At 62.6% G+C, this 19,388-nt stretch carries 20 protein-coding genes; 7 read left to right on the top strand and 13 right to left on the bottom strand.

Annotated features, from left to right (window positions below; all coding sequences use genetic code 11):
* Nucleotides 1-9: 9 nt before the first annotated feature.
* The 8 genes from catC to D3878_RS15695 form a co-directional block, all read right to left on the bottom strand.
* Nucleotides 10-294, bottom strand: a complete 285-nt coding sequence (catC, locus tag D3878_RS15730) for a muconolactone Delta-isomerase (protein WP_119787939.1) — start codon at nucleotides 292-294, stop codon at nucleotides 10-12.
* Nucleotides 295-361: 67 nt separating this feature from the next.
* Nucleotides 362-1,327 carry a 3-hydroxyacyl-CoA dehydrogenase gene (locus D3878_RS15725; protein ID WP_119786347.1) on the bottom strand — a complete coding sequence of 322 codons (966 nt, stop codon included), beginning with the start codon at nucleotides 1,325-1,327 and terminating at the stop codon, nucleotides 362-364.
* Between the two features lies 1 nt (nucleotide 1,328).
* On the bottom strand, nucleotides 1,329-2,030 hold the full coding sequence (locus D3878_RS15720; RefSeq protein WP_119787938.1) for an SDR family oxidoreductase: 702 nt from the start codon (nucleotides 2,028-2,030) through the stop codon (nucleotides 1,329-1,331).
* 30 nt (nucleotides 2,031-2,060) lie between these two features.
* Entirely contained in the window at nucleotides 2,061-3,113 is a 1,053-nt protein-coding gene (locus tag D3878_RS15715; RefSeq protein ID WP_119786346.1) for a cyclase family protein, read from the bottom strand.
* Between the two features lie 87 nt (nucleotides 3,114-3,200).
* A complete protein-coding gene (locus tag D3878_RS15710; RefSeq protein WP_119786345.1) occupies nucleotides 3,201-4,451 on the bottom strand; it encodes an ABC transporter substrate-binding protein in 1,251 nt (416 codons plus the stop codon).
* A gap of 122 nt (nucleotides 4,452-4,573) precedes the next feature.
* Nucleotides 4,574-5,776: a 3-oxoadipyl-CoA thiolase gene (gene pcaF / locus D3878_RS15705; RefSeq protein WP_119786344.1), complete on the bottom strand. Its 1,203-nt coding sequence runs from the start codon at nucleotides 5,774-5,776 to the stop codon at nucleotides 4,574-4,576.
* Nucleotides 5,777-5,797: 21 nt separating this feature from the next.
* Entirely contained in the window at nucleotides 5,798-6,457 is a 660-nt protein-coding gene (locus D3878_RS15700; protein ID WP_119786343.1) for a 3-oxoacid CoA-transferase subunit B, read from the bottom strand.
* On the bottom strand, nucleotides 6,457-7,143 hold the full coding sequence (locus tag D3878_RS15695) for a 3-oxoacid CoA-transferase subunit A (RefSeq protein ID WP_119786342.1): 687 nt from the start codon (nucleotides 7,141-7,143) through the stop codon (nucleotides 6,457-6,459). The genes D3878_RS15700 and D3878_RS15695 overlap by 1 nt, the downstream gene beginning before the upstream one ends.
* A 355-nt stretch (nucleotides 7,144-7,498) precedes the next feature.
* On the opposite strand from D3878_RS15695, the gene D3878_RS15690 reads away from it, so the two are divergent.
* Nucleotides 7,499-8,314 (top strand): IclR family transcriptional regulator, encoded by an 816-nt coding sequence (locus D3878_RS15690; RefSeq protein ID WP_119786341.1) that lies wholly within the window; start codon nucleotides 7,499-7,501, stop codon nucleotides 8,312-8,314.
* A 41-nt stretch (nucleotides 8,315-8,355) separates the two neighbouring features.
* Here the strand turns inward: D3878_RS15690 and D3878_RS15685 are convergent, their stop codons facing one another.
* Entirely contained in the window at nucleotides 8,356-9,486 is a 1,131-nt protein-coding gene (locus D3878_RS15685) for a GGDEF domain-containing protein (RefSeq protein ID WP_158592288.1), read from the bottom strand.
* A gap of 109 nt (nucleotides 9,487-9,595) precedes the next feature.
* Here D3878_RS15685 and D3878_RS15680 point away from each other — a divergent pair, with 109 nt between their 5' ends.
* Together D3878_RS15680 and D3878_RS15675 are read left to right on the top strand one after the other, a co-directional pair.
* On the top strand, nucleotides 9,596-10,873 hold the full coding sequence (locus tag D3878_RS15680; RefSeq protein WP_119786339.1) for a DUF3095 family protein: 1,278 nt from the start codon (nucleotides 9,596-9,598) through the stop codon (nucleotides 10,871-10,873).
* A gap of 65 nt (nucleotides 10,874-10,938) precedes the next feature.
* Nucleotides 10,939-11,724, top strand: a complete 786-nt coding sequence (locus D3878_RS15675; RefSeq protein ID WP_119786338.1) for an alpha/beta fold hydrolase — start codon at nucleotides 10,939-10,941, stop codon at nucleotides 11,722-11,724.
* A 21-nt stretch (nucleotides 11,725-11,745) separates the two neighbouring features.
* Here the strand turns inward: D3878_RS15675 and D3878_RS15670 are convergent, their stop codons facing one another.
* Both D3878_RS15670 and leuA read right to left on the bottom strand, forming a co-directional pair.
* Nucleotides 11,746-11,943 (bottom strand): DUF1289 domain-containing protein, encoded by a 198-nt coding sequence (locus D3878_RS15670; RefSeq protein WP_119786337.1) that lies wholly within the window; start codon nucleotides 11,941-11,943, stop codon nucleotides 11,746-11,748.
* 23 nt (nucleotides 11,944-11,966) lie between these two features.
* Nucleotides 11,967-13,646, bottom strand: coding sequence for a 2-isopropylmalate synthase (leuA, locus tag D3878_RS15665; RefSeq protein ID WP_119786336.1), 1,680 nt, complete (start codon nucleotides 13,644-13,646; stop codon nucleotides 11,967-11,969).
* 166 nt (nucleotides 13,647-13,812) lie between these two features.
* Between leuA and D3878_RS15660 the strand changes: the two genes are divergently transcribed.
* Together D3878_RS15660 and D3878_RS15655 are read left to right on the top strand one after the other, a co-directional pair.
* Nucleotides 13,813-14,283, top strand: coding sequence for an Lrp/AsnC family transcriptional regulator (locus D3878_RS15660; protein ID WP_119786335.1), 471 nt, complete (start codon nucleotides 13,813-13,815; stop codon nucleotides 14,281-14,283).
* 89 nt (nucleotides 14,284-14,372) lie between these two features.
* A complete protein-coding gene (locus D3878_RS15655) occupies nucleotides 14,373-15,179 on the top strand; it encodes a PPK2 family polyphosphate kinase (protein WP_420799540.1) in 807 nt (268 codons plus the stop codon).
* A gap of 87 nt (nucleotides 15,180-15,266) precedes the next feature.
* On the opposite strand, the gene dinB is transcribed toward D3878_RS15655, so the two are convergent.
* Entirely contained in the window at nucleotides 15,267-16,466 is a 1,200-nt protein-coding gene (dinB, locus tag D3878_RS15650) for a DNA polymerase IV (RefSeq protein ID WP_119786333.1), read from the bottom strand.
* Nucleotides 16,467-16,524: 58 nt separating this feature from the next.
* Nucleotides 16,525-17,508 (bottom strand): EamA family transporter, encoded by a 984-nt coding sequence (locus D3878_RS15645; protein ID WP_158592287.1) that lies wholly within the window; start codon nucleotides 17,506-17,508, stop codon nucleotides 16,525-16,527.
* A gap of 137 nt (nucleotides 17,509-17,645) precedes the next feature.
* Between D3878_RS15645 and D3878_RS15640 the strand changes: the two genes are divergently transcribed.
* Entirely contained in the window at nucleotides 17,646-18,551 is a 906-nt protein-coding gene (locus D3878_RS15640) for a LysR substrate-binding domain-containing protein (protein WP_119786331.1), read from the top strand.
* A gap of 90 nt (nucleotides 18,552-18,641) precedes the next feature.
* Nucleotides 18,642-19,376 (top strand): lysophospholipid acyltransferase family protein, encoded by a 735-nt coding sequence (locus D3878_RS15635; protein ID WP_158592286.1) that lies wholly within the window; start codon nucleotides 18,642-18,644, stop codon nucleotides 19,374-19,376.
* The last annotated feature ends 12 nt before the right edge of the window (nucleotides 19,377-19,388 follow it).

Genomic DNA, 19,388 nt, shown 5'->3' with positions numbered 1-19,388 from the left:
GGTCCTGCCTCAGTTCTTGGCAATGGCCGACGGATGCTGCGCCAGCGCAGTGATCTCGATCTTCATGAACGGATACAGCGGCAGGCTCATCAGCAGGCTGTGCAGCTCGTCGTTGGATTCGACATCGAACACGCTGTAGTTGGCATACTGGCCGGCGACACGCCACAGGTGGCGCCACTTGCCGCTCTTCTGCAGTTCCTGGGCCAGCGCTTTTTCATCGGCCTTCAGGCGGTCGGCGCGCTCGGTCGGTACAGTGTCGGGAATGTTGACTTGCATGTGTGCGAGAAATAGCATGATGATCCTTTCGTTAATCACTCTGTAAAAAAATGTACTGCGCCGCGTTGCATGCTGCCTTGCACGCCTAGTTCTTGCCAGCGCGCTTGTTGCGGTCACGCGTCAGCGCCATCAATTCGATATCGCGCCAGGAAACGCGCGACTGCCACTGCTCCAGCGGCAGCACGGCGCGCCGCTGGCGTTCCACATCCGCCACCAGTTGCGGCGTCCAGGGGTCGTCCTGGCCGCGTTCCTTGCCCATTCTGGCATAAGCCGGACCCATTTTCTGGGCATGCGAGGCGATGCCGCCGCGCGTGTTCAGGTCCACCGTCTCGAACGGTCCGATCACCGACCAGCGCGGTGCCAGGCCTTCGCGCATGACGCGGTCGATGTCGGCCACCGAGGCCACGCCGTCGCGCACCAGGCAATACGCCTCGCGCAATACCGCGCCCTGCAGGCGATTGAAGATGAAACCTTCGACTTCGCGCGCGACCCGCACCGGCGCCATGCCGACCTCGCTGAACAATTGCTCGGCGCGCTGCGCCACTTGCATGTCGGTGAAAGCGGCCGGGACGATTTCGACGACCGGAATCAGGTAAGGCGGATTGCCCGGATGGGCGATCAGGCAGCGCGCCCGCCCGGGCAAGTCGCTTGCAAAGGACGATACAGGCAGCGCCGAGGAGACGCTGGCGAGGATGGCGTCGGCAGGGGCCAGGCTGTCGAGCTGCGCGAACAGCGCGCGTTTCAATTCGACCCGCTCGGGCGCGCATTCCAGCACCAGCGGCACGCCGGCGACGGCGTCAGGCAGGGCGGCGACGGTGGCGACGCGCGCGCACACGTCTTGCGGCGCTTCGTCCAGCAATTCGAAGGTTTTCAGGGCGGTGGCACGCTCAGCCACTTCGCCGGCGACAGCGGCCAGCCGGGACGCGTCCGGGTCCTGCAGGCGCACGCGCCAGCCGGCACGCGCGAACACCAGCGCGAAGGCGACGCCGATGCTGCCGGCGCCGACGATTGCGACTGTCTTTTCATGGCTACGCACGGACGGGGCGTTCATCTCAGACACCCGCCACGCCGACGGTCATGCCGCCGCACACGTACAGCACCTGGCCGGTGACGAAGCCACTGCGCTCATCCAGGAAAAATGACACCGCCTGCGCCACGTCGTCCGGCGTGCCGAGGCGCTTGACCGGCACCGAGTCGATGATGGCCTGGGTGCGCGGGCTGCCGGGCGGATTGGCGCGCTCGAACAGTTCGGTGGCAATCGGTCCCGGGCCGATGGCGTTGGCCGTAATGCCATAAGCGCCGAGCTCCAGCGCCCACACGCGCGTCATGCCGATCAGGCCGGCCTTGGTGGCGGCGTAGGCGGTGCGCAACTGCTTGCCGAGCGCCGCGCGCGAGGACATATTGATGATGCGGCCAAAGCCCGCCTGCTTCATGCCGGGCAGGAGCGCCTGCATGCATTGCATCGAAGAACGCACGTTCAGCGCCCAGGCCCGTTCCAGTTCTTCCAGGGTTTGGTTTTCGGCATCGGCCGGGCACACCATGCCGACATTGTTGAGCAGGCGCGTGATCGGCCCGCCTTCCAGCGCCTGCGCCAGCGCGCGGCCGGTGGCAACGGTATCGGCCAGGTCGGCGATGATGCCGTCGCCAACGCGGTCGATGATAACGACTTCGTAGCCATCCTGGCGGCAGCGCTCGGCGGCGGCGGCGCCAATGCCGGCGGCGCCGCCGGTGATCAGGACACGTTGTTTTTGCACGTCATACTCCTTGCTCGTCAATCGACGACATCAAACGGTTGCCACCGGCGTCACCGGCGAAGCGAAAGCGCCGGGCAGCTTCAGCGGCGGCGCGGTCAGCAGGAAACGGTAACGGCCGCGCGCGCGCAGCCAGGCTGCCAGCGGCGTCAGGTGCCACAGCTCGCCCAGGTGCACGCCCAGCTTGAACAGGCAATGCTCGTGCAAAGGCAGCGAGGCGCAGCAATGATCATCGTCGCGCGCCGGATAGGCTTCGACGGCGTAATTGTCGGTGGCGATGGCCGCCAGGTTGCTGTCAGTGATCCACTGCAGCAGGCGCTCGTCGCGGCCATCCAGCACGGCACAGCTTTGTTTCAGTACGGCGGGATCGGGCTGCCGGTTCATGCCCAGCACCACGTCGGCAAAACCGGTGTGGATGCAGACGATGTCGCCGGCTTCGATCTCGACGCCGTCCTTGTCCAGCACGCGCATCAGCTCTTCATAGCCGATCAGGGTATGGCCATCGCCGTAATGCGCGCGCAAGTCGATCATGGCGGCGCGTCCCTGCACGCAGGTCTGCGCCATGTGTTCGATGCCCAGGGCGCGTGCGCACGAGGTGCTTTCCGGCTTGATATTCGGCGGCAGGCCGGCGTCGGCCACATCGGCGGGGCCGATCAGGTCGGTGCCGGCGGCATAACCGTTGTAATAGACGGGACGAAGTTTTCCATCGCCAAAGACGTCGAACATGGAGCCGACGTGCGGCAAACCGTCCCACTGGGTTGAATACTGCAGGTGCAGGATCGCCAGGTCATCTGACAGCACGTCGGGGCGACCGGGTTCCAGTTCGCCCAACTGGCAATTCACATTGACCTTGCCGCGCCGCAGGGTCGGGCGCAGGATCGGCGGATGGCGATTCGGATTGAGGGCGCTGCCGCCGGGATAATCCAGCGGCAGGCTGAGACAAAAAGCACGGCCATCCTGTACTTCCGCCAGGCCCTGCTTGAGTTTTTCCGGCGTGATCAGGTTCAGGCGACCCAGCTGGTCGTCAGCACCGAAGTCGCCCCAGTTGGACCCAGGTGGTCGTTGCTTCCAGCGTGGATTGCTCATGAGGCGTTCCTTGGCTCAAAAGATCACTGCGCACTGCCCGGCGCCGGGAGATCCCCGGCGGGCAGTGCGCAGTCGTCCGGTCAGTGATTACTTCTTGACCAGCGGGCAGGTCGACTTCGACAGCGGCATGAAAGCCTGGTCGCCCGGGACGGTACTCAGCACCTTGTAGTAATCCCAAGGCGATTTGGACTCGGACGGCTTCTTGACTTCGAACAGGTACATGTCATGCACCATACGGCCGTCTTCACGGATCTTGCCGTTCTTGGCGAAGAAGTCGTTGATCGGGGTGGACTTCAATTTCTTCATGACGGTATCGGTGTCGTCGGTACCGGTGGCCTTGATCGCATTCAGGTACTGCATGGTCGACGAGTAAGCGCCAGCCTGGATCATGTTCGGCATGCGCTTGGATTTTTCAAAGTAACGCTTCGACCAGGCGCGGGTTTCCGGGTTCAGGTCCCAGTAGAAGGCTTCCGACAGGATCAGGCCTTGCGCGGTCGGCAGGCCGATGGCGTGGATATCGTTGATGAACAGCAGCAGGCCAGCCAGTTTCTGCTTGCCGGACTTCATCAGGCCGAATTCCTGCGCAGCCTTGATCGAGTTGACGGTATCGGCGCCCGAGTTGGCGAGGCCGATCACCTTGGCGCCGCTGGCTTGCGCCTGCAGCACGTAGGAGGAAAAGTCCGGGGCGCTGCTCGGATGCTTGACCGAGCCCAGCACCTTGCCGCCGGCTTCCTTGACCACGTCTTCCGCCGCCTTTTGCAGGGAAACGCCGAAGGCCCAGTCAACGGTCATGAAGTACCAGGTGTCGCCGCCGCGCTTGGCCATGGCCTTGGCAGTGACGTTGGCCAGTGCATAGGTGTCGTAAGCGTAGTGAACTGCGGTCGGTGCGCACAGGTCGGTGGTGATGCGCTGCACGCCGGGGCCGTTGAAGAACATGATCTTGTGCTTGGCGCGCGCCACTTCCAGCGCCGACAGCGCGGTGGCTGAGCCGGCCACGTCCAGCACGGCATCGACCTTGGCGGTATCGAACCACTCGCGTGCCTTGGCAGCGGCGATGTCAGCCTTGTTGTTGTGGTCGGCGAACACCAGTTCGATCTTCTTGCCGTTGACCTTGCCGCCGAAATCGTCAATCGCCATCTGCACGGCGGTTGCAGTGCCCTGGCCGGCGATGTCGGCGTACACGCCAGACAGGTCGAGCAGCAGACCGATCTTGACGACGTCGTCGGAAACGCCCGGCTTGGCCTGCGCCACAGCGGCGCCGCTGACGCCTCCGAGGGCCAGGGTGGCAATCGCGGCAGCCAACGGACGGCGGCACAGTTTGGTGAACTTGGTATTCATGATCTCTCCAGATAATTCTGATTTTCGTTTTGCTTTTTAACGGTGTATTGCAAAACCACTTGCTGCAATACAACCCCGATACTGCCTGCTACATTACTGCCTGCTGCTTTTGCTACATTTATTCAAACGCGTTCGATGGCCAATGCGATCCCTTGTCCGACGCCGATACACATCGTGCACAAGGCGAAACGGCCTTGCTTGCGTTGCAGTTCATAGGTCGCGGTAGTGACCAGGCGCGCGCCACTCATGCCGAGCGGGTGGCCCAGCGCAATCGCGCCGCCATTGGGATTGACGCGGGCATCGTCGTCGGCCACGCCGAGTTCGCGCAGCACGGCCAGGCCTTGCGAGGCGAACGCTTCGTTCAATTCGATCACGTCGAACTGGTCGATCGTCATGCCCAGGCGCGCCAGCAGCTTCTTGGCGGCCGGCGCCGGGCCGATGCCCATGACGCGCGGCGCCACGCCGGCGGTCGCCATGCCAAGCACGCGGGCGCGCGGCGTCAGATTAAAGCGCTTGACGGTGTCGGCATCGGCCAGCAGCACGGCGCAAGCGCCGTCGTTGACGCCGGATGCATTGCCGGCGGTGACGGTGCCGTCAGGGCGCACGATCGGCTTGAGTTTGGCCAGTGCTTCGAGCGTGGTTTCGCGGGGGTGTTCGTCTTTTTCGACCTTGACGGTTTCGCCTTTTTTTATCGGCACTTCGACCGCGACGATTTCCTGCGCCAGTGTGCCGTCGCGTTGGGCGCGGGCGGCCTTCTGCTGGCTGCGCAGGGCGAAGGCATCCTGGTCGGCGCGATTGACGCCATAGTCATCGGCGACGTTTTCCGCAGTTTCCGGCATCGCATCGACGCCGTACATTTTTTTCATCAGCGGATTGACGAAACGCCAGCCGATGGTGGTGTCGTGGATCTCCGCGGCACGCGAGAAAGCCGAAGTCGCCTTGCCCTGCACGAACGGCGCGCGGCTCATGCTCTCGACGCCGCCGGCAATGATCAGCGAGGCTTCGCCCGCCTTGATCGCGCGCACTGCAGTACCGATCGCATCCATGCCGGAACCGCACAGGCGATTGACGGTGGAACCGCCGACTTCCTGCGGCAAGCCGGCCAACAGACCCGACATGCGGGCGACGTTGCGGTTGTCTTCGCCAGCCTGGTTGGCGCAGCCGTAGATCACTTCATCGACGGCTGTCCAGTCGACACCCGGATTGCGCGCCATCAGCGCGCGGATCGGCACCGCGCCGAGGTCGTCGGCGCGTACCGAGGAAAGGGCGCCGGCATAACGGCCAATCGGGGTGCGGATGGCGTCGCAGATAAATACGTCTTTCATCGGATGTCTCCTGTCTCTTGTTTATTGCTGGATGCCGTTCTTCATCGGCACGCCGGTCAATTCCACCAGCGCGTCGAAGTCAAGGTCGGTATAAATCTCGCGCACCACCAGGCCTTCGTCGGTAACGTCGATCATCGCCAGATCAGTGTAGATGCGGTCCACGCAAGCCTGGCCGGTCAGCGGATAGCCACATGCCTTGACGATCTTGCTTTCGCCCTGCTTGGTCAGGTGGTCCATCATGACGAACACCTTCTTGGCGCCGAGCGCCAGGTCCATGGCGCCGCCGACGGCCGGGATCGCGTCAGGTGCGCCGGTGTGCCAGTTGGCCAGGTCGCCCTGCTCGGATACCTGGAAAGCGCCCAGTACGCAAAAGTCGAGATGACCGCCGCGCATCATGGCGAACGAGTCGGCATGATGGAAGTAGGCGCCGCCCGGCAGCAGGGTCACAAACTGCTTGCCGGCGTTGATCAGGTCTTCGTCTTCGTCGCCGGCGGCCGGCGCCGGGCCCATGCCGAGCACGCCGTTTTCGCTGTGCAGGATGATTTCCTTGTCGCTGCCGATATGGTTGGCGACCAGGGTCGGCACGCCGATGCCGAGGTTGACATAAGCGCCTTCCGGGATGTCGCGCGCAACTCTCTGCGCCATTTCATCGCGGGTCAGCCTTTTCTTCAGTTCGCTCATTACGCAGCCTCCTTCTTTGCGGCGGCGCCAACGGCGACCACGCGCTGCACGAAAATGCCCGGGGTGACGATCGCTTCCGGATCGAGTTCCCCAAGCTCCACCACGCGTTCCACCTGGACGATGGCAGTCTTGGCAGCGGTAGCCATGATCGGGCCGAAATTGCGCGCGGTCTTGCGGAACACCAGGTTGCCCCAGCGGTCGGCGGCCAGCGCCTTGATCAACGCGAAGTCGGCGTGCAGCGGCGTCTCGAACACATACTGGCGGCCATCGATCTCGCGGGTTTCCTTGCCTTCGGCCAGCAGGGTGCCATAGCCGGTCGGGGTAAAAAAGCCGCCGATGCCGGCGCCGGCAGCACGGATGCGCTCGGCCAGATTGCCCTGCGGGACCAGTTCCAGTTCGATTTCGCCGGCGCGGTACAAGCCATCGAAGTGATGCGAATCGGCCTGGCGCGGAAACGAGCAAACGATCTTGCGCACGCGACGCGCCTTCAGCAGCGCGGCCAGACCGGTTTCGCCGTTACCGGCATTGTTGTTGATGATGGTGAGCTCGCGTGCACCGCGTTCGATCAGCGCATCGATGAGTTCGGAAGGCATGCCTGCCGTACCGAAACCGCCGATCATGATGGTGGCGCCGTCGTGGATGTCGGCGACCGCTGATGCCAGAGAAGAAACGATTTTATTAATCATTTAATTTGCCTTGTTGATGGTACTTGGGAGTACACCAGGCCGGTAATTGGGCGGTATAATTTGTTCTAAGAGCGAACTAATGTTCAATTAGCGAACAGCTGCCCGGATTCTAGGCGTGAAAAAATCGACTGTCAAGAGACTGTCATATTTCCTTGGACATGAAATAAATGGCATCGTTCTTGCATGTATTTGTAGCCAAGCACCTGCTTTTTGCCCTTTTTAAGCGAATGATGATTATCAATATCGCCATGCAATCCAGCCCGGATTGGTATAATCCGCAGCGCCGACGCCCGTACTGCCCGCAATTTTCGCGCCGGCATCCCCCTTTTGTGCACGAGACTCTCTACCCCTGGCCATGAGCGAAGTTTTCCCCGCCATTTCCGCGACCGCGGACGACCAACAGGAACGTCCTGGCGATTCTTACGTCCATTCGTTCGCGCGCGGCCTGGCCGTGATACGTTCATTCGACGCCGGCCGCCCGGTGCAAACGCTGTCTGACGTGGCCGCCGCCACCGGCCTGTCGCGCGCGGGCGCGCGCCGCATCCTGCTGACCCTGCAGACGCTCGGCTATGTCGTATCGGAAGGGCGGCTATTCCGCCTCACGCCAAAGATCCTCGACCTCGGTTTCGCCTACCTGACCTCCATGCCGCTATGGAACAGCGCAGGGCCAGTCATGGAAGAACTGGTCGAGCAAGTCCATGAAAGCAGCTCCGCCGCGGTACTTGACCGCACCGAAATCGTCTACGTAGTGCGGGTGCCGACCCACAAGATCATGGCGATCAACCTGTCGATCGGCAGCCGTCTGCCGGCGTATTGCACGTCAATGGGCAGGGTGCTGCTGTCGGGGCTGAATGCGGCGGAACTGGATGCCGTGCTGGCCGATTCCGACCTGCGCGCGCACACGCCGCGCACGCTGACCGCCCCCGACGACTTGCGCCGCGCGATTGCCGTGGTGCGCGAGCAGGGCTGGGCGGTGGTCGACCAGGAACTGGAAATGGGCTTGATTTCGCTGTCGGCGCCAATCAGGAACCGCCAGGGCAGGATCATTGCGGCCATCAATATCAGCGGCAATGCCCAGCGCAAGACAGCCAAACAGATGGTCAAGGCATTTCTCGAGCCGCTGCAAGCGGCCGCGGCGCGCATCTCGGCCATAGTGGCACTGCACAACTGAGGCCGCCGCCACTTGCGGCAGTTGCCGGCGCCGTCCCGGACTCAGGCCGACTCGTGCTCGACCCGGTTGCGTCCGCCCCGCTTGGCCTGGTACAGAGCGGCGTCGGCACGCTGCATCAATTCGGCGAAGGAGTCGCCGTCGCGCAGGAGCGCCACGCCGATGCTGACCGAAAAATCGGTGACGCCTTCGGCTGGCACATGCAGGCTGGCGCGCAAGCGCTCGGCTACCGCCAGCGCGTCCTCCATGCCGGTTTCCGGCAACAAGACCGCAAATTCTTCGCCGCCGATGCGCCCCAGGTAATCGACATTGCGGATCACCGCCTCGGCGCGCGCCACCGCATCCTCCAGCACGCGGTCGCCGGCGGCATGGCCAAGACGGTCGTTGATCGACTTGAAATGATCGACATCGAACAGCAGCAGTGACAAGCTGCGGTGGCTGCGTCGCGCCCGCGTCAGTTCGATATCGGCCACGGCGAAGAAGGCGCGACGCGACCAGGCACCGGTCAGGAAGTCGCGGTTGGCCGCATGCTCCGCCTTGGCCAGCATGACGTCGTGCACCATCATCACCGCGCCCAGCGTCAACGCCGGCAGCGCCATGGTGCCGGCGCTGGTGAAGAACAGGTTCCACGGCGACGGCTGCAGGAGCGACGTCATGTCGCCTGACTGGCCCAGATGCACCGCCACGCGCAGCAAGTGGCCACCGGCCACCACCAGCGCCATGACAAAGGTGTAGTGGTACGGATAGCGCGAGCGCCGCTTGACCCTGATTGCCCGCAGCACAGTTGCGGCAATGGCGACGGCGATGCCTACCTGGAACAGCGACACCACGATCGAGCGCCCGTCAAAGGAATCATGGACATAATGGAAGAAGGCGGCAGCCACGGTCAGCGCCAGTACGGCGCCGGCCAGCAGCGCCTTGCGGGGCGGGCGCGCGAAAAAGCGCCGGAAGCCGACCAGCATGACGGCAGCCGCCGCCGCATACACACCGTTGGCAACCTCGTAGGCAAGCAGTGGCGGCAGTTCGCGGCCGAACGCATACAGGATGAAAGCGATACAGGCCAGCAAGTTAGCAAGCGCCCACTCACGGATGCCGGCAATGCCGCTGCGCATGAAGTAACGCAGCATCAGCAGCATCGCCACACACAGCAATGCTGCAATCAAGAAAATAGTCAATGCGCTTGGCATCAGCGGTCAATCCGGGGTAGTCTCGAATGACAGTGTAAAGCAAAGCAGGCAAGGCAAGACCAAGCCTGAGCAAATCATTCCGGTATTTGCGCCCGCGATGGCGACGCCGGCCCGTTCCACCAACCGATTCCGCATCCTCACCATGCCCAGCACCGTCGCCGGTATCGCTGCCGGTAATGCCGCCGATAACGCCGATTTTTACCGTCTGCTGCCGGCCCAGACCTCCTTTGCCGAGGCCGCGCAGGGCCGTCTGCAGGCCGACCTTCCACCCGACTGGTGGATCGTGATCGCCGATGTCGCCGACTCGACGCGGGCGATCGAAGCCGGCGCCTACAAGGATGTCAACACGGTTGGCGTGGCGTGCATTGCGGCCGTGGTCAACGTCGACCGCTCGCTTGAATTGCCGTATGTCTTCGGCGGCGACGGCGCCACCTTCGCCGTGCCGGGGACGCTGCGCGAACAGATTCTGCCGGCCCTGCGGGCGGCGCAAAAACTGGCCCGCGAAGCCTTCAAGTTGCGCCTACGGGTCGGTCTGGTGCGGGTCGGCGAACTGAGCACGCAAGGTTTTTGGGTGAGGCTGGGAAAATTGCGGATTTCCCCGCACGTGACGCAACCCGTGCTGTCCGGACGCGGCTGGGAAGAAGCCGAGCGGCGCGTCAAGGCGGCCGACGCCAGCGGCGCCTTGCTGGTGAACGAGGACGATGGCCCGGCCGAGGGCAGCTTCGAGGGCTTCGAATGCCGCTGGCAGGGCGTGCCCAGCTTCAACGACCACAAGCTGGCGCTGCTGGTCGCGGCCACCGCCGCCGATGCGCAAACCAATCTCGACACCTATGGACGGGTGCTGCAACGGATCGAGGCCATCTACGGCGATGTCGCGCAATACCACCCGCTGCGAGTCGATCGCCTGCGCCTGGCGCTGCGGCCGCGCCTGCTTTCGCACGAACTGCAGGTACGCGCGCAGCGCCGGCCGCCGCTGCAACGGCTGAATTATCTGGCCCGCATGGTGTGCGGCAATCTCGCCGGCCGCCTGCTGTTCGCGCTGGGGCGCGACACCAAAGCCGTGCGCTGGAGCCGCTACCGCGACGAACTGGTGCAAAACTCCGATTTCCGCAAGTTCGACGGCATGCTGCGCATGGTCATCGACGGCAGCGATGCCCAGGCCATGCAACTGGAAGATTGGCTGGAAGGAGAATACCGTGCCGGCCGGCTGGCCTACGGCACCCACAAGTCACGCCTGGCGTTGCTGACCTGTATTGTCCAGTCCTACAACGGCCAGCACCAGCACTTCGTCGATGGCAGCGACGGCGGCTACGCGCTGGCGGCGCGCGGCTTAAAACAGCGCCTGTCAAGACCGGCCGCCTCTCCACCCGGCTAGTGGCGCCCGGCCGCAAAATCACTATAGTGAACGGTGATTACAAAATACAAAAGGGAGAACCCGGCATGGCGCGCATCGCAGTCAACGGCATCGATATCGAATACGAAGTCCACGGCGACGGGTCTGCGCTGCTATTCATCCACGGGCTGGGTTCCTGCAAGGAGGATTGGGAAGCCCAGATTGCGCCATTCGCGCAGCGCCACAAGGTCATCAGCTTCGACTTGCGCGGCCATGGCCAGTCGGACAAGCCGGCCGGCCCCTACAGTATCGCGCAGTTCGCCGCCGACACCGCCGGCCTGTTGCGCGGGCTGGGAATCGATGCCGCGCACGTGGTCGGCATTTCGCTGGGCGGCGCGGTCGCCTTCCAGCTGGCGCTCGACCAGCCGGCGCTGGTGAAAACGCTCACCATCGTCAACAGCGGCCCGGACGCGACGGTACGCACCCTCAAGGAAAAATTCGCGGTCTGGATGCGCAATTACATTGTCAGGCGCAAGGGCATGGCCAGGCTGGCCGGCCTGATCGGCCCGCACCTTTTCCCGAAGCCGGAAAACCGCGCAGAACGCGAGCGCTTCATCGAGCGGACTTCGCGCAACGACCCGCAAGTCTACCTGCATGCGTTCGGCGCGCTGATCGGCTGGAGCGTGGCAGAGCGCATCGGCGCAATTGCCTGCCCGCTGCTGGCGATCGCCGCCGACCGCGACTACACGCCGCTGGCGATGAAGAAAGCGTATGTGGCGAAGATCGCCGGCGCGCGACTGGAAGTGATCACCGATGCACGGCATGCGCTGCCGATGGAAAAACCGGCGCAATTCAATGCGGTGCTGGGCCGGTTCCTCGGCGCCGGGGCGTAAGAACGAACGATCAGCCGGGCTTCAGCGCGGCGCCTGCCGACGCTGCCTGATCAACTGCCAAATCGCGCGCTTCTCATCGTCCGTAGCACTGCTCCACTGCACGATTTCATCCATGCTGCGATCGCACCCCGCACATAATCCCGTAAATGCGTTCATGCGGCAAATCCCGATGCAGGGCGAAGATACGCGGGTATCGTCCTCAATCCGCTTCGATTCCATTACACCCTTTCAATCCAGTCGCTTCAAGCCGCCAGTACGTCGCTGCCGCCGGCAGCCCGCGCCCGGTTCAATGCCGACAGTACCGCTTTGAGCGAGGCGCTCACCGTGTCATGGTCGAAGGCGGCGCCCGAGTAGCGCTGACCATTGATATTCAGCTGCACGTAGGCCGCGGCTTCGGCATCGGTGCCGGTGCCGATCGCATGTTCGCTGTAATCGACCACGTTGATCTGCCGGCCGCTATAGCGCATCAGCGCATTGATGAAGGCAGACAGGGCGCCTTCGCCTTCGCCGCGCAACTGGCAGCTGACGCCCTTCTCGTCCACCGTCGCATCGACGGCATCATGACCGCCTTCATGCCGGATCTGGTATCCCTGCAAGGCGAGCGCGCCGCTATCGGCGACGAAATGCTGGCGGAACAGCGCATGGATGCTGGCGCTGTCGATCTCGCCGCTGACCGCTTCGCTGGCCTTCTGCACCACCTGCGCCAGCTCGACCTGCAGCCAGCGCGGCAGCACCAGGCCATAGTCGCGCTCCAGCACGAAGGCGACACCGCCCTTGCCCGACTGGCTGTTGACACGGATCACCGCCTGGTAATCACGACCGAGGTCCTTCGGGTCGATCGGCAGGTAGGCCACCTGCCACGCTTCGTCTTCCTTTTGCTGGTGCAGGCACTTGCGGATGGCATCCTGGTGGCTGCCGGAAAACGCCGTGTACACCAGCTCGCCGAACCACGGATGACGCGGATGCAGGGCGATGCCGGTGCATTCGGTGGTAACGGCGATGATTTCGTCGGGATTGGACAGGTCGAGCTCGGGATCGATGCCCTGGCTGTACAGGTTCATCGCCATGGTGGTGATGTCCATGTTGCCGGTGCGCTCGCCGTTGCCGAACAGGGTGCCTTCGACGCGGTCGGCACCGGCCAGCACGGCCAGCTCGGCGGCAGCCACGCCGCAGCCGCGGTCGTTATGCGTGTGCACCGACAGGATCAGCGCATCGCGCCGGCTGATGTGGGTGGCGAAATATTCGACCTGGTCGGCATACACGTTCGGCGTGCTGCTCTCGACGGTGGAGGGCAGGTTGATGATGCAGGGTTTGGCCGCGGTCGGCTGCCATACATCCATCACCGCCTCGCACACCTCGACGACGAAATCCATCTCGGTATTGGAAAAACTTTCGGCCGAATACTCGAAGGTCCATTCGCACTCGGGATGCTTGTCGGCTTCGCGCTTGACCATGGCCGCACCCTGGCGGGCGATATCAGCGATGCCGGCGCGGTCGAGACCGAAGACGCGCTCGCGCTGCACGGTCGAAGTCGAGTTATACACGTGCACGATGGCGCGCTTCGCACCCTGCAAGGCTTCAAAAGTGCGCACGATCAAGTCCTCGCGCGCCTGCACCAGCACCTGCACCGTAACATCGTCGGGAATCTGCTTTGCTTCAATCAGCCAGCGGGCGAAATCGTAATCGGGCTGGGAAGCGGACGGAAAGCCGATCTCAATTTCCTTGAAGCCGAGCTTGACCAGCAAGGCCCACAGGCGCTGCTTCTGGCCGACATTCATCGGCTCCAGCAAGGCCTGGTTGCCATCGCGCAGATCAACGCTAGCCCAGCGCGGCGCACGGGTAATGGTGCGGCTCGGCCACTGGCGGTCGGGCAAGTTGATTGCGGGGGCCGGGCGATACTTGCGGTGGTCAAATGCTGTCATGATTTTCTTTCTTTATACGGGGTAACCGACAAGTGAAAGATTACCGTATCTGCCGCGCAATGTGCTTGCAATAATTGGTTGAAATTCCGTTATTTTGCAATTTAATTGCAATTTATGACTATAATAAAGAATATTCATTCGAAGACAACAAAATCTCCCCAATCCCATGCAACTGGACCGCCACGATCGTCACCTGCTGGAAGTCCTGCAACAGGATGGCCGCATCAGCAACCAGGACCTGGCCGACCGCATCGGTCTGTCGCCTTCGTCCTGCCTGCGACGCATGCGCACCCTCGAGGAAAGCGGCCTGATTCTCGGTTACCGCGCGCTGCTGGATGCCAAGGCGCTCGGCCTGACGTTGATGGCGCTGGTGCATATCTCGATGGACCGCCACACTCCGGAGCGCTTCGTCAATTTCGAAAGCGCCGTGGGCGGCCTGCCGGAAGTGCTGGAGTGCCTGCTGATTACCGGCCAGGATGCCGATTACCAGTTGAAGGTCGTGGTGCGCGACATGGATGCCTACCAGGAGCTGCTACTCAACAAGATCACGCGTATCGAAGGCGTCACCGGCGTGCATTCCAGCTTCGTGCTGCGGCGCGTGCTCAACAAGACCTCATTGCCGCTCGACGGCGCCTGAAAGCCGGGGCAAGCACAGCAACACAAATGACGCACGACACGCTATCCTGTGCCAAACAGGCAAGCCGATTTCATCGAAAGGGCCACAGCGTGAACGCACAACAACTCCTCCGCGCCAAACTTCCGCTCAAGCTGAAAGAAACAGCCGCCAACGACAAGCCCCTGTCCGGCGACGACAAGGCGGCCGACCTGAGCCGCACCGCCGAACTGGCCGAACAGATCTCCGCCTGGCAGGACATCTTCTATGCGGAAGACCGCCGCAAGCTGCTGGTGATCCTGCAGGGCATGGACACCAGCGGCAAGGATGGCACGGTACGCGGCGTGTTCCATCGCCTCGACCCACTCGGCGTGCGTACCGTCTCCTTCAAGTCGCCCAGCGTCACTGAACGCGCGCATGACTATCTCTGGCGCGTCCACCGCGAAGTGCCGGCGCAGCGCGAACTGGTGATCTTCAACCGCAGTCATTACGAAGACGTGCTATACCCTGCGGTGCACGGCCAGATCGACGCCAGGGAATGCAAGCGCCGCTACCAGCACATCAAGGAGTTCGAGCGCATGCTGAGCGAAACCGGCACAGTGCTGCTGAAATTCTTCCTGCACATCTCACGCGACGAACAAAAGCAGCGCCTGGCAGAACGCCTGGCCGATCCGGAAAAGCACTGGAAGGTCGACCTGAACGACCTGGAAGAACGCAAGTACTGGGACGACTACCAGAACCTGTATGAAAAGGCGATCACCGAAACCGACACCGACGATGCGCCCTGGTATGTGATTCCGGCCGACAGCAAGTCGCACCGCAACCTGGCGATCGCCTCGGTGGTGGCGGAGACCATGCAAGGGATGAAACTGGCCTATCCGCCGCCCAATCCGGACTACTTCAAGGTGCAGGTGAAGTGAGGCTGTAGTAACAGTCAGGTGGTATGGCATCGCCCCGCAGGCATGCCGGTTCTGCCACAGCACGTATCTGGCAGCCGGCGACTACACCTAGTCGGCAAAAGGCAGCTCCGTCTGAAAAAAATCAGGTTCGCCATGCGGTTCATCAGGTCTGGACAGCGCGCTCACCCGTACGCCGAGCAACCTGAAGCGCTGCTCCAGCGGTACCCGCCGCAGGCACTCGCCGGCAGCCTGGCGAATGCTTGCCGCCTCGGCGGTCGGCGCCGGCAAGGTCAGGTCACGGGTAACGATCTGGAAATCCGCATAGCGCAGTTTGACGCCGATGGTACGGCCAACGTAGCCCTTGCGGCGCAGGTCTTCGGCGATCCGCTCACATAATGCCGTGAAAATGCCGGACAGGCTTTGGCGGTCATGACGGGCATGCAGGTCGCGTTCAAATGTCGTCTCACGGCTGATCGACTTGGGCTCGGAGCGGGTAACGACTGAGCGGTCATCGATACCCTGCGCTACATTAAGCAGCCAGGCGGCATAGCTGCGGCCGAAATGTTCCTGAAGCAGTTCAGGTTTTACCCTGGCCAGTTCTTCAATCGTGCGAATGCCAAGCGCCTCGAGTTTGCCATTAGCCTTGGGGCCGATGCCATTGATTTTACGGACCGGCAGCGGCCAGATCCGGCCCGGTATATCGGCAATCGAAAGAATGGTCGTGCCATCCGGCTTCTCAAGGTCGGAACAGATCTTCGCCAGCAGCTTGTTGGGCGCGACGCCAATCGAACACGACAGGCCTGTCGCGTCGCGCACCGATTGCTTGATGCGCCGGGCCAGCGAACTGGTGTCTTCGGGCTGCTCGCTCAGATCGATATAGATTTCATCGATGCCGCGGTCTTCGATATGCGGTGCAATGCCTGCGACCGCAATCTTGAACAGCCGCGAGTAATGACGATAGGCGTCGAAATCCACCGGTAAAAGAATGGCGTCGGGCGCCAGCTGCGCAGCTTTCATCAGCCCCATTGCGGAAAAAACGCCCAGGGCGCGCGCTTCGTAGGTGGAGGTGGTGACGACGCCGCGCCCGGTGTAGTCACGCAGCTTCGCAAAGCGCCGGGTGCCATCTGGCTGAAGCACCGGCTGATCCACCGAACGGCCGCCGATGACGACCGGCTGGCCGCGCAATTCCGGATAGCGCAACAGCTCTACGGACGCATAGAAGGCATCCATATCCAGGTGGGCGATGCGGCGCGCTTCATGCGAAAAAAGCGGCCATTCCCGGTCAGGCAATGCAGCAAAGGAAATCATGATCCGCAGATTATACTGTATGCAATGACAGTATAATCTGCGGCGATGCGAGGGCGGATCAGGTCCTGGACGCCTGCAGGCCGCCGACGCCCGCCATTTTCACCGGCAAGCCCGGCCCGGTGGAGCGGCTTGCGAGCGCCTGCGTCCAGGTAATCGCGATCACCCCGAGCAGGATCAGCACGGAAGAGAGAACCGTCATGGTGCTCATTTTTTCATCGAACACCAGCCATCCCAAGTAGAGCGCGACGACTGGATTGACGAAGGCAAATGTCGCCATCAGGGTGGGCGAAGCCGCTTTCACCAGCCAGTTATAGACCGGATACGTAATCACGCTGGCGACCACCACCAGGTAAGCCATCGCCAGGCCCGAGCGCGAAGTGACCTGAGCGAAGGAGAAGGTTTGCCATTCTCCGTTCAGCGCGGCAAACAGCATCAGGCAAGCGCCGCCGGTCAGCATCTGCATTGCCGATGCTTGCAAGGCGGAGCCTTGGCGCGAAGAGCGTTTGACATACAGGGCCGCCACCGCCCAGGAAAGCGTGCCGGCGACTACCGTCGCGAGCGCCCCCATCGGCCACTGCGCCCCAAGGCCGCCATTGCCGCCGCTAACGAGCAAGGCCATGCCGGCGCTGCCGAGCGCCAGCCCGACCAGGATGCCGGCGCCTGGGCACGCGCCACCGGGCAAAGCCCACTGCATCAACGTTGTCCAGATCGGCAGCAGGGCAAACAGCAAGGCCACGATCCCGGAGGGGAGCGTCTGCCCCGCATAGACCATCGATCCCTGGCCGATGGCGATCATCAGCACGCCCGGCACGGCGGCCGCCAGCCAGTCGCGGGCGCCGGGCAGCTTCCCCCCGGACAGCAGGCAGATCATCTGCAAAGCGCCGCCGGCAATCAGGAAGCGGATGCCGGAAATGAGGAAAGGCGGCATGCTTTCCAGCGCAATCCGGTTGGACAGGTAGGTGCTGCCCCAGACCAGATAAATCCATAACAGCGCTGCGCATAATTGCACGCTCAATAATCCGATCGCTACCCGCTTTTTCACGTCACCGCTCCGCATGGATATAAAGAAGAAGTTCAGTGTGCGGCTTTGGGCAGCCGAAGGCGAACGAGTTATTTTGACTCTGGATGTAATCAGAACTAACATCCCGGTATTGCCAACCCGATCTGCACAGCAGGATCATGTTTAGAAAATTGCCGCCCATTTCCATGCTGCGCGCATTCGAGGCAGCCGCACGCCTGAGCGGTTTTTCGGCGGCGGCGCAAGAATTGTTCATCACGCACAGCGCGGTCAGCCAGCAAATCCGCGCGCTGGAAAAACGCGTCGGCTACCCGCTGTTTTACCGTTCCGGCAATGCCATGCTGCTGACAGAAGCGGGCCGCAATCTCGCCGGCAAGGTCCGCGAGATTCTGGATGCGCTGGAAGACATGTTTCCGGACGATCCCGGACAAGAGGATGCAGCGCACATCCTGACACTGGAAGTGACGGCGCCGATCGCCGAAAACTGGCTGATTCCGCACCTGACGAAATTCAAGCAGATGCACCCCGACATTGTCCTGCATATCCGGACCACGCCCGACCTCGGCATCCTTGACGACGACACGGTTGACATGGGTTTGCGCTATGGCGATGGCAACTGGCGCGGGGTCGAAAAAATCAAATTGCTCGATGAAGAGGTATTCCCTGTCTGCAGTCCGGCATTCCTCCAGGCGCACCCGGGAATTTCGCTGCACAACCTGAAACAGCATGCGCTGCTGCGGCATTCCGTCATTTCCTGGCGCGACTGGTTCAAAAAGGCGGGGCTCCCACCCGGTGAACCGGCAAACTCCCTTGCTTTCAACGATCTCACCCACACCATTCAGGCGGCGCTGGCGGGACAGGGGATCGCCCTGGCAAGGTCGCTCCTGGTGCAGGAGCATTTGCGCTCGCAACGACTGGTCCGCCTGTTCGACATCAGCGCGCGCGGCGCCTTCAGCTATTACCTGGTCTGGCACCGTAACGATCTCAAGGAAGCCAGCATGGCGCTGTTCCGGGCCTGGGTGATTTCCGAACTGCCCGGCCATTGCAATTCCGGCCAATCCTTGTAATAGTTTGCAAAGGGAGGCCGCGTGACGGGATTGCCCTGATCCTCGGGTATCATTGAACCGACACAACACAGGGGTCACCGGATGCTGCCAATGCTGCGCCTCTTGCGAAAAATCGCCGGCTGGCTCGATTTCATTGTATTCACCGCACTGCTGTACCTGCTGACCTGGCTGCCCTGGCCAGGCCGGCATCCAGTGGCGCGCCTGTTCCATCCCTGGTGCCGCGCCTTCGTGCGCGCGCTCGATGTTGACCTGCGCCTGCACCAGAAAAACCGCAAGCCCCTGCCGCAGCGCTACATCCTGGTCGCCAACCACCCGAGCGCCTTCGAGGATATCGGCATCCCGGCGCTGTTCAATGTGGTTTCATTAGCCAAGCTGCAGATACAGGACTGGTTCATCGTCGGCCGCATCAGTCACGCCGCCGGGACCCTGTACGTCGATCGCGACGATCCGGCCTCGCGCCAGCAATCGGTGCAGATCATGGTCGATGCCGTCAATGGCGGGCAGAATATTGCGCTGTATCCGGAGGGCGGCTGCAAGGGGCGGCGCCTGCATACTGAATTCAAGTCGGGGGCCTTCGAGGTGTCGATGCGCACCGGCATGCCGATCCTGCCGGTCTTCCTGCATTACGAAGCGCAGGACGATTTCGAATGGCAGCCGCCCTACACCCTGCCGGACAAGATCCGCCACATGACAAGCGCGGTCAACAACCGCGCCAACTTCTATGTGTACGATCCAATGGATCCGAAGGATTACGCCGACAAGTATGCGATGAAGGCGGCGGCGTATGAGATGTACCGACGCTGGAATGCGCAATACCTGGAGTAGGGGAAGGCCGCG

The sequence above is a fragment of the Noviherbaspirillum sedimenti genome, from assembly GCF_003590835.1.
Lineage (GTDB): Bacteria > Pseudomonadota > Gammaproteobacteria > Burkholderiales > Burkholderiaceae_D > Paucimonas > Paucimonas sedimenti.
Note: the sequence above shows the minus strand (reverse complement) of the source record. Positions and strands in the feature narration are given on the sequence as shown.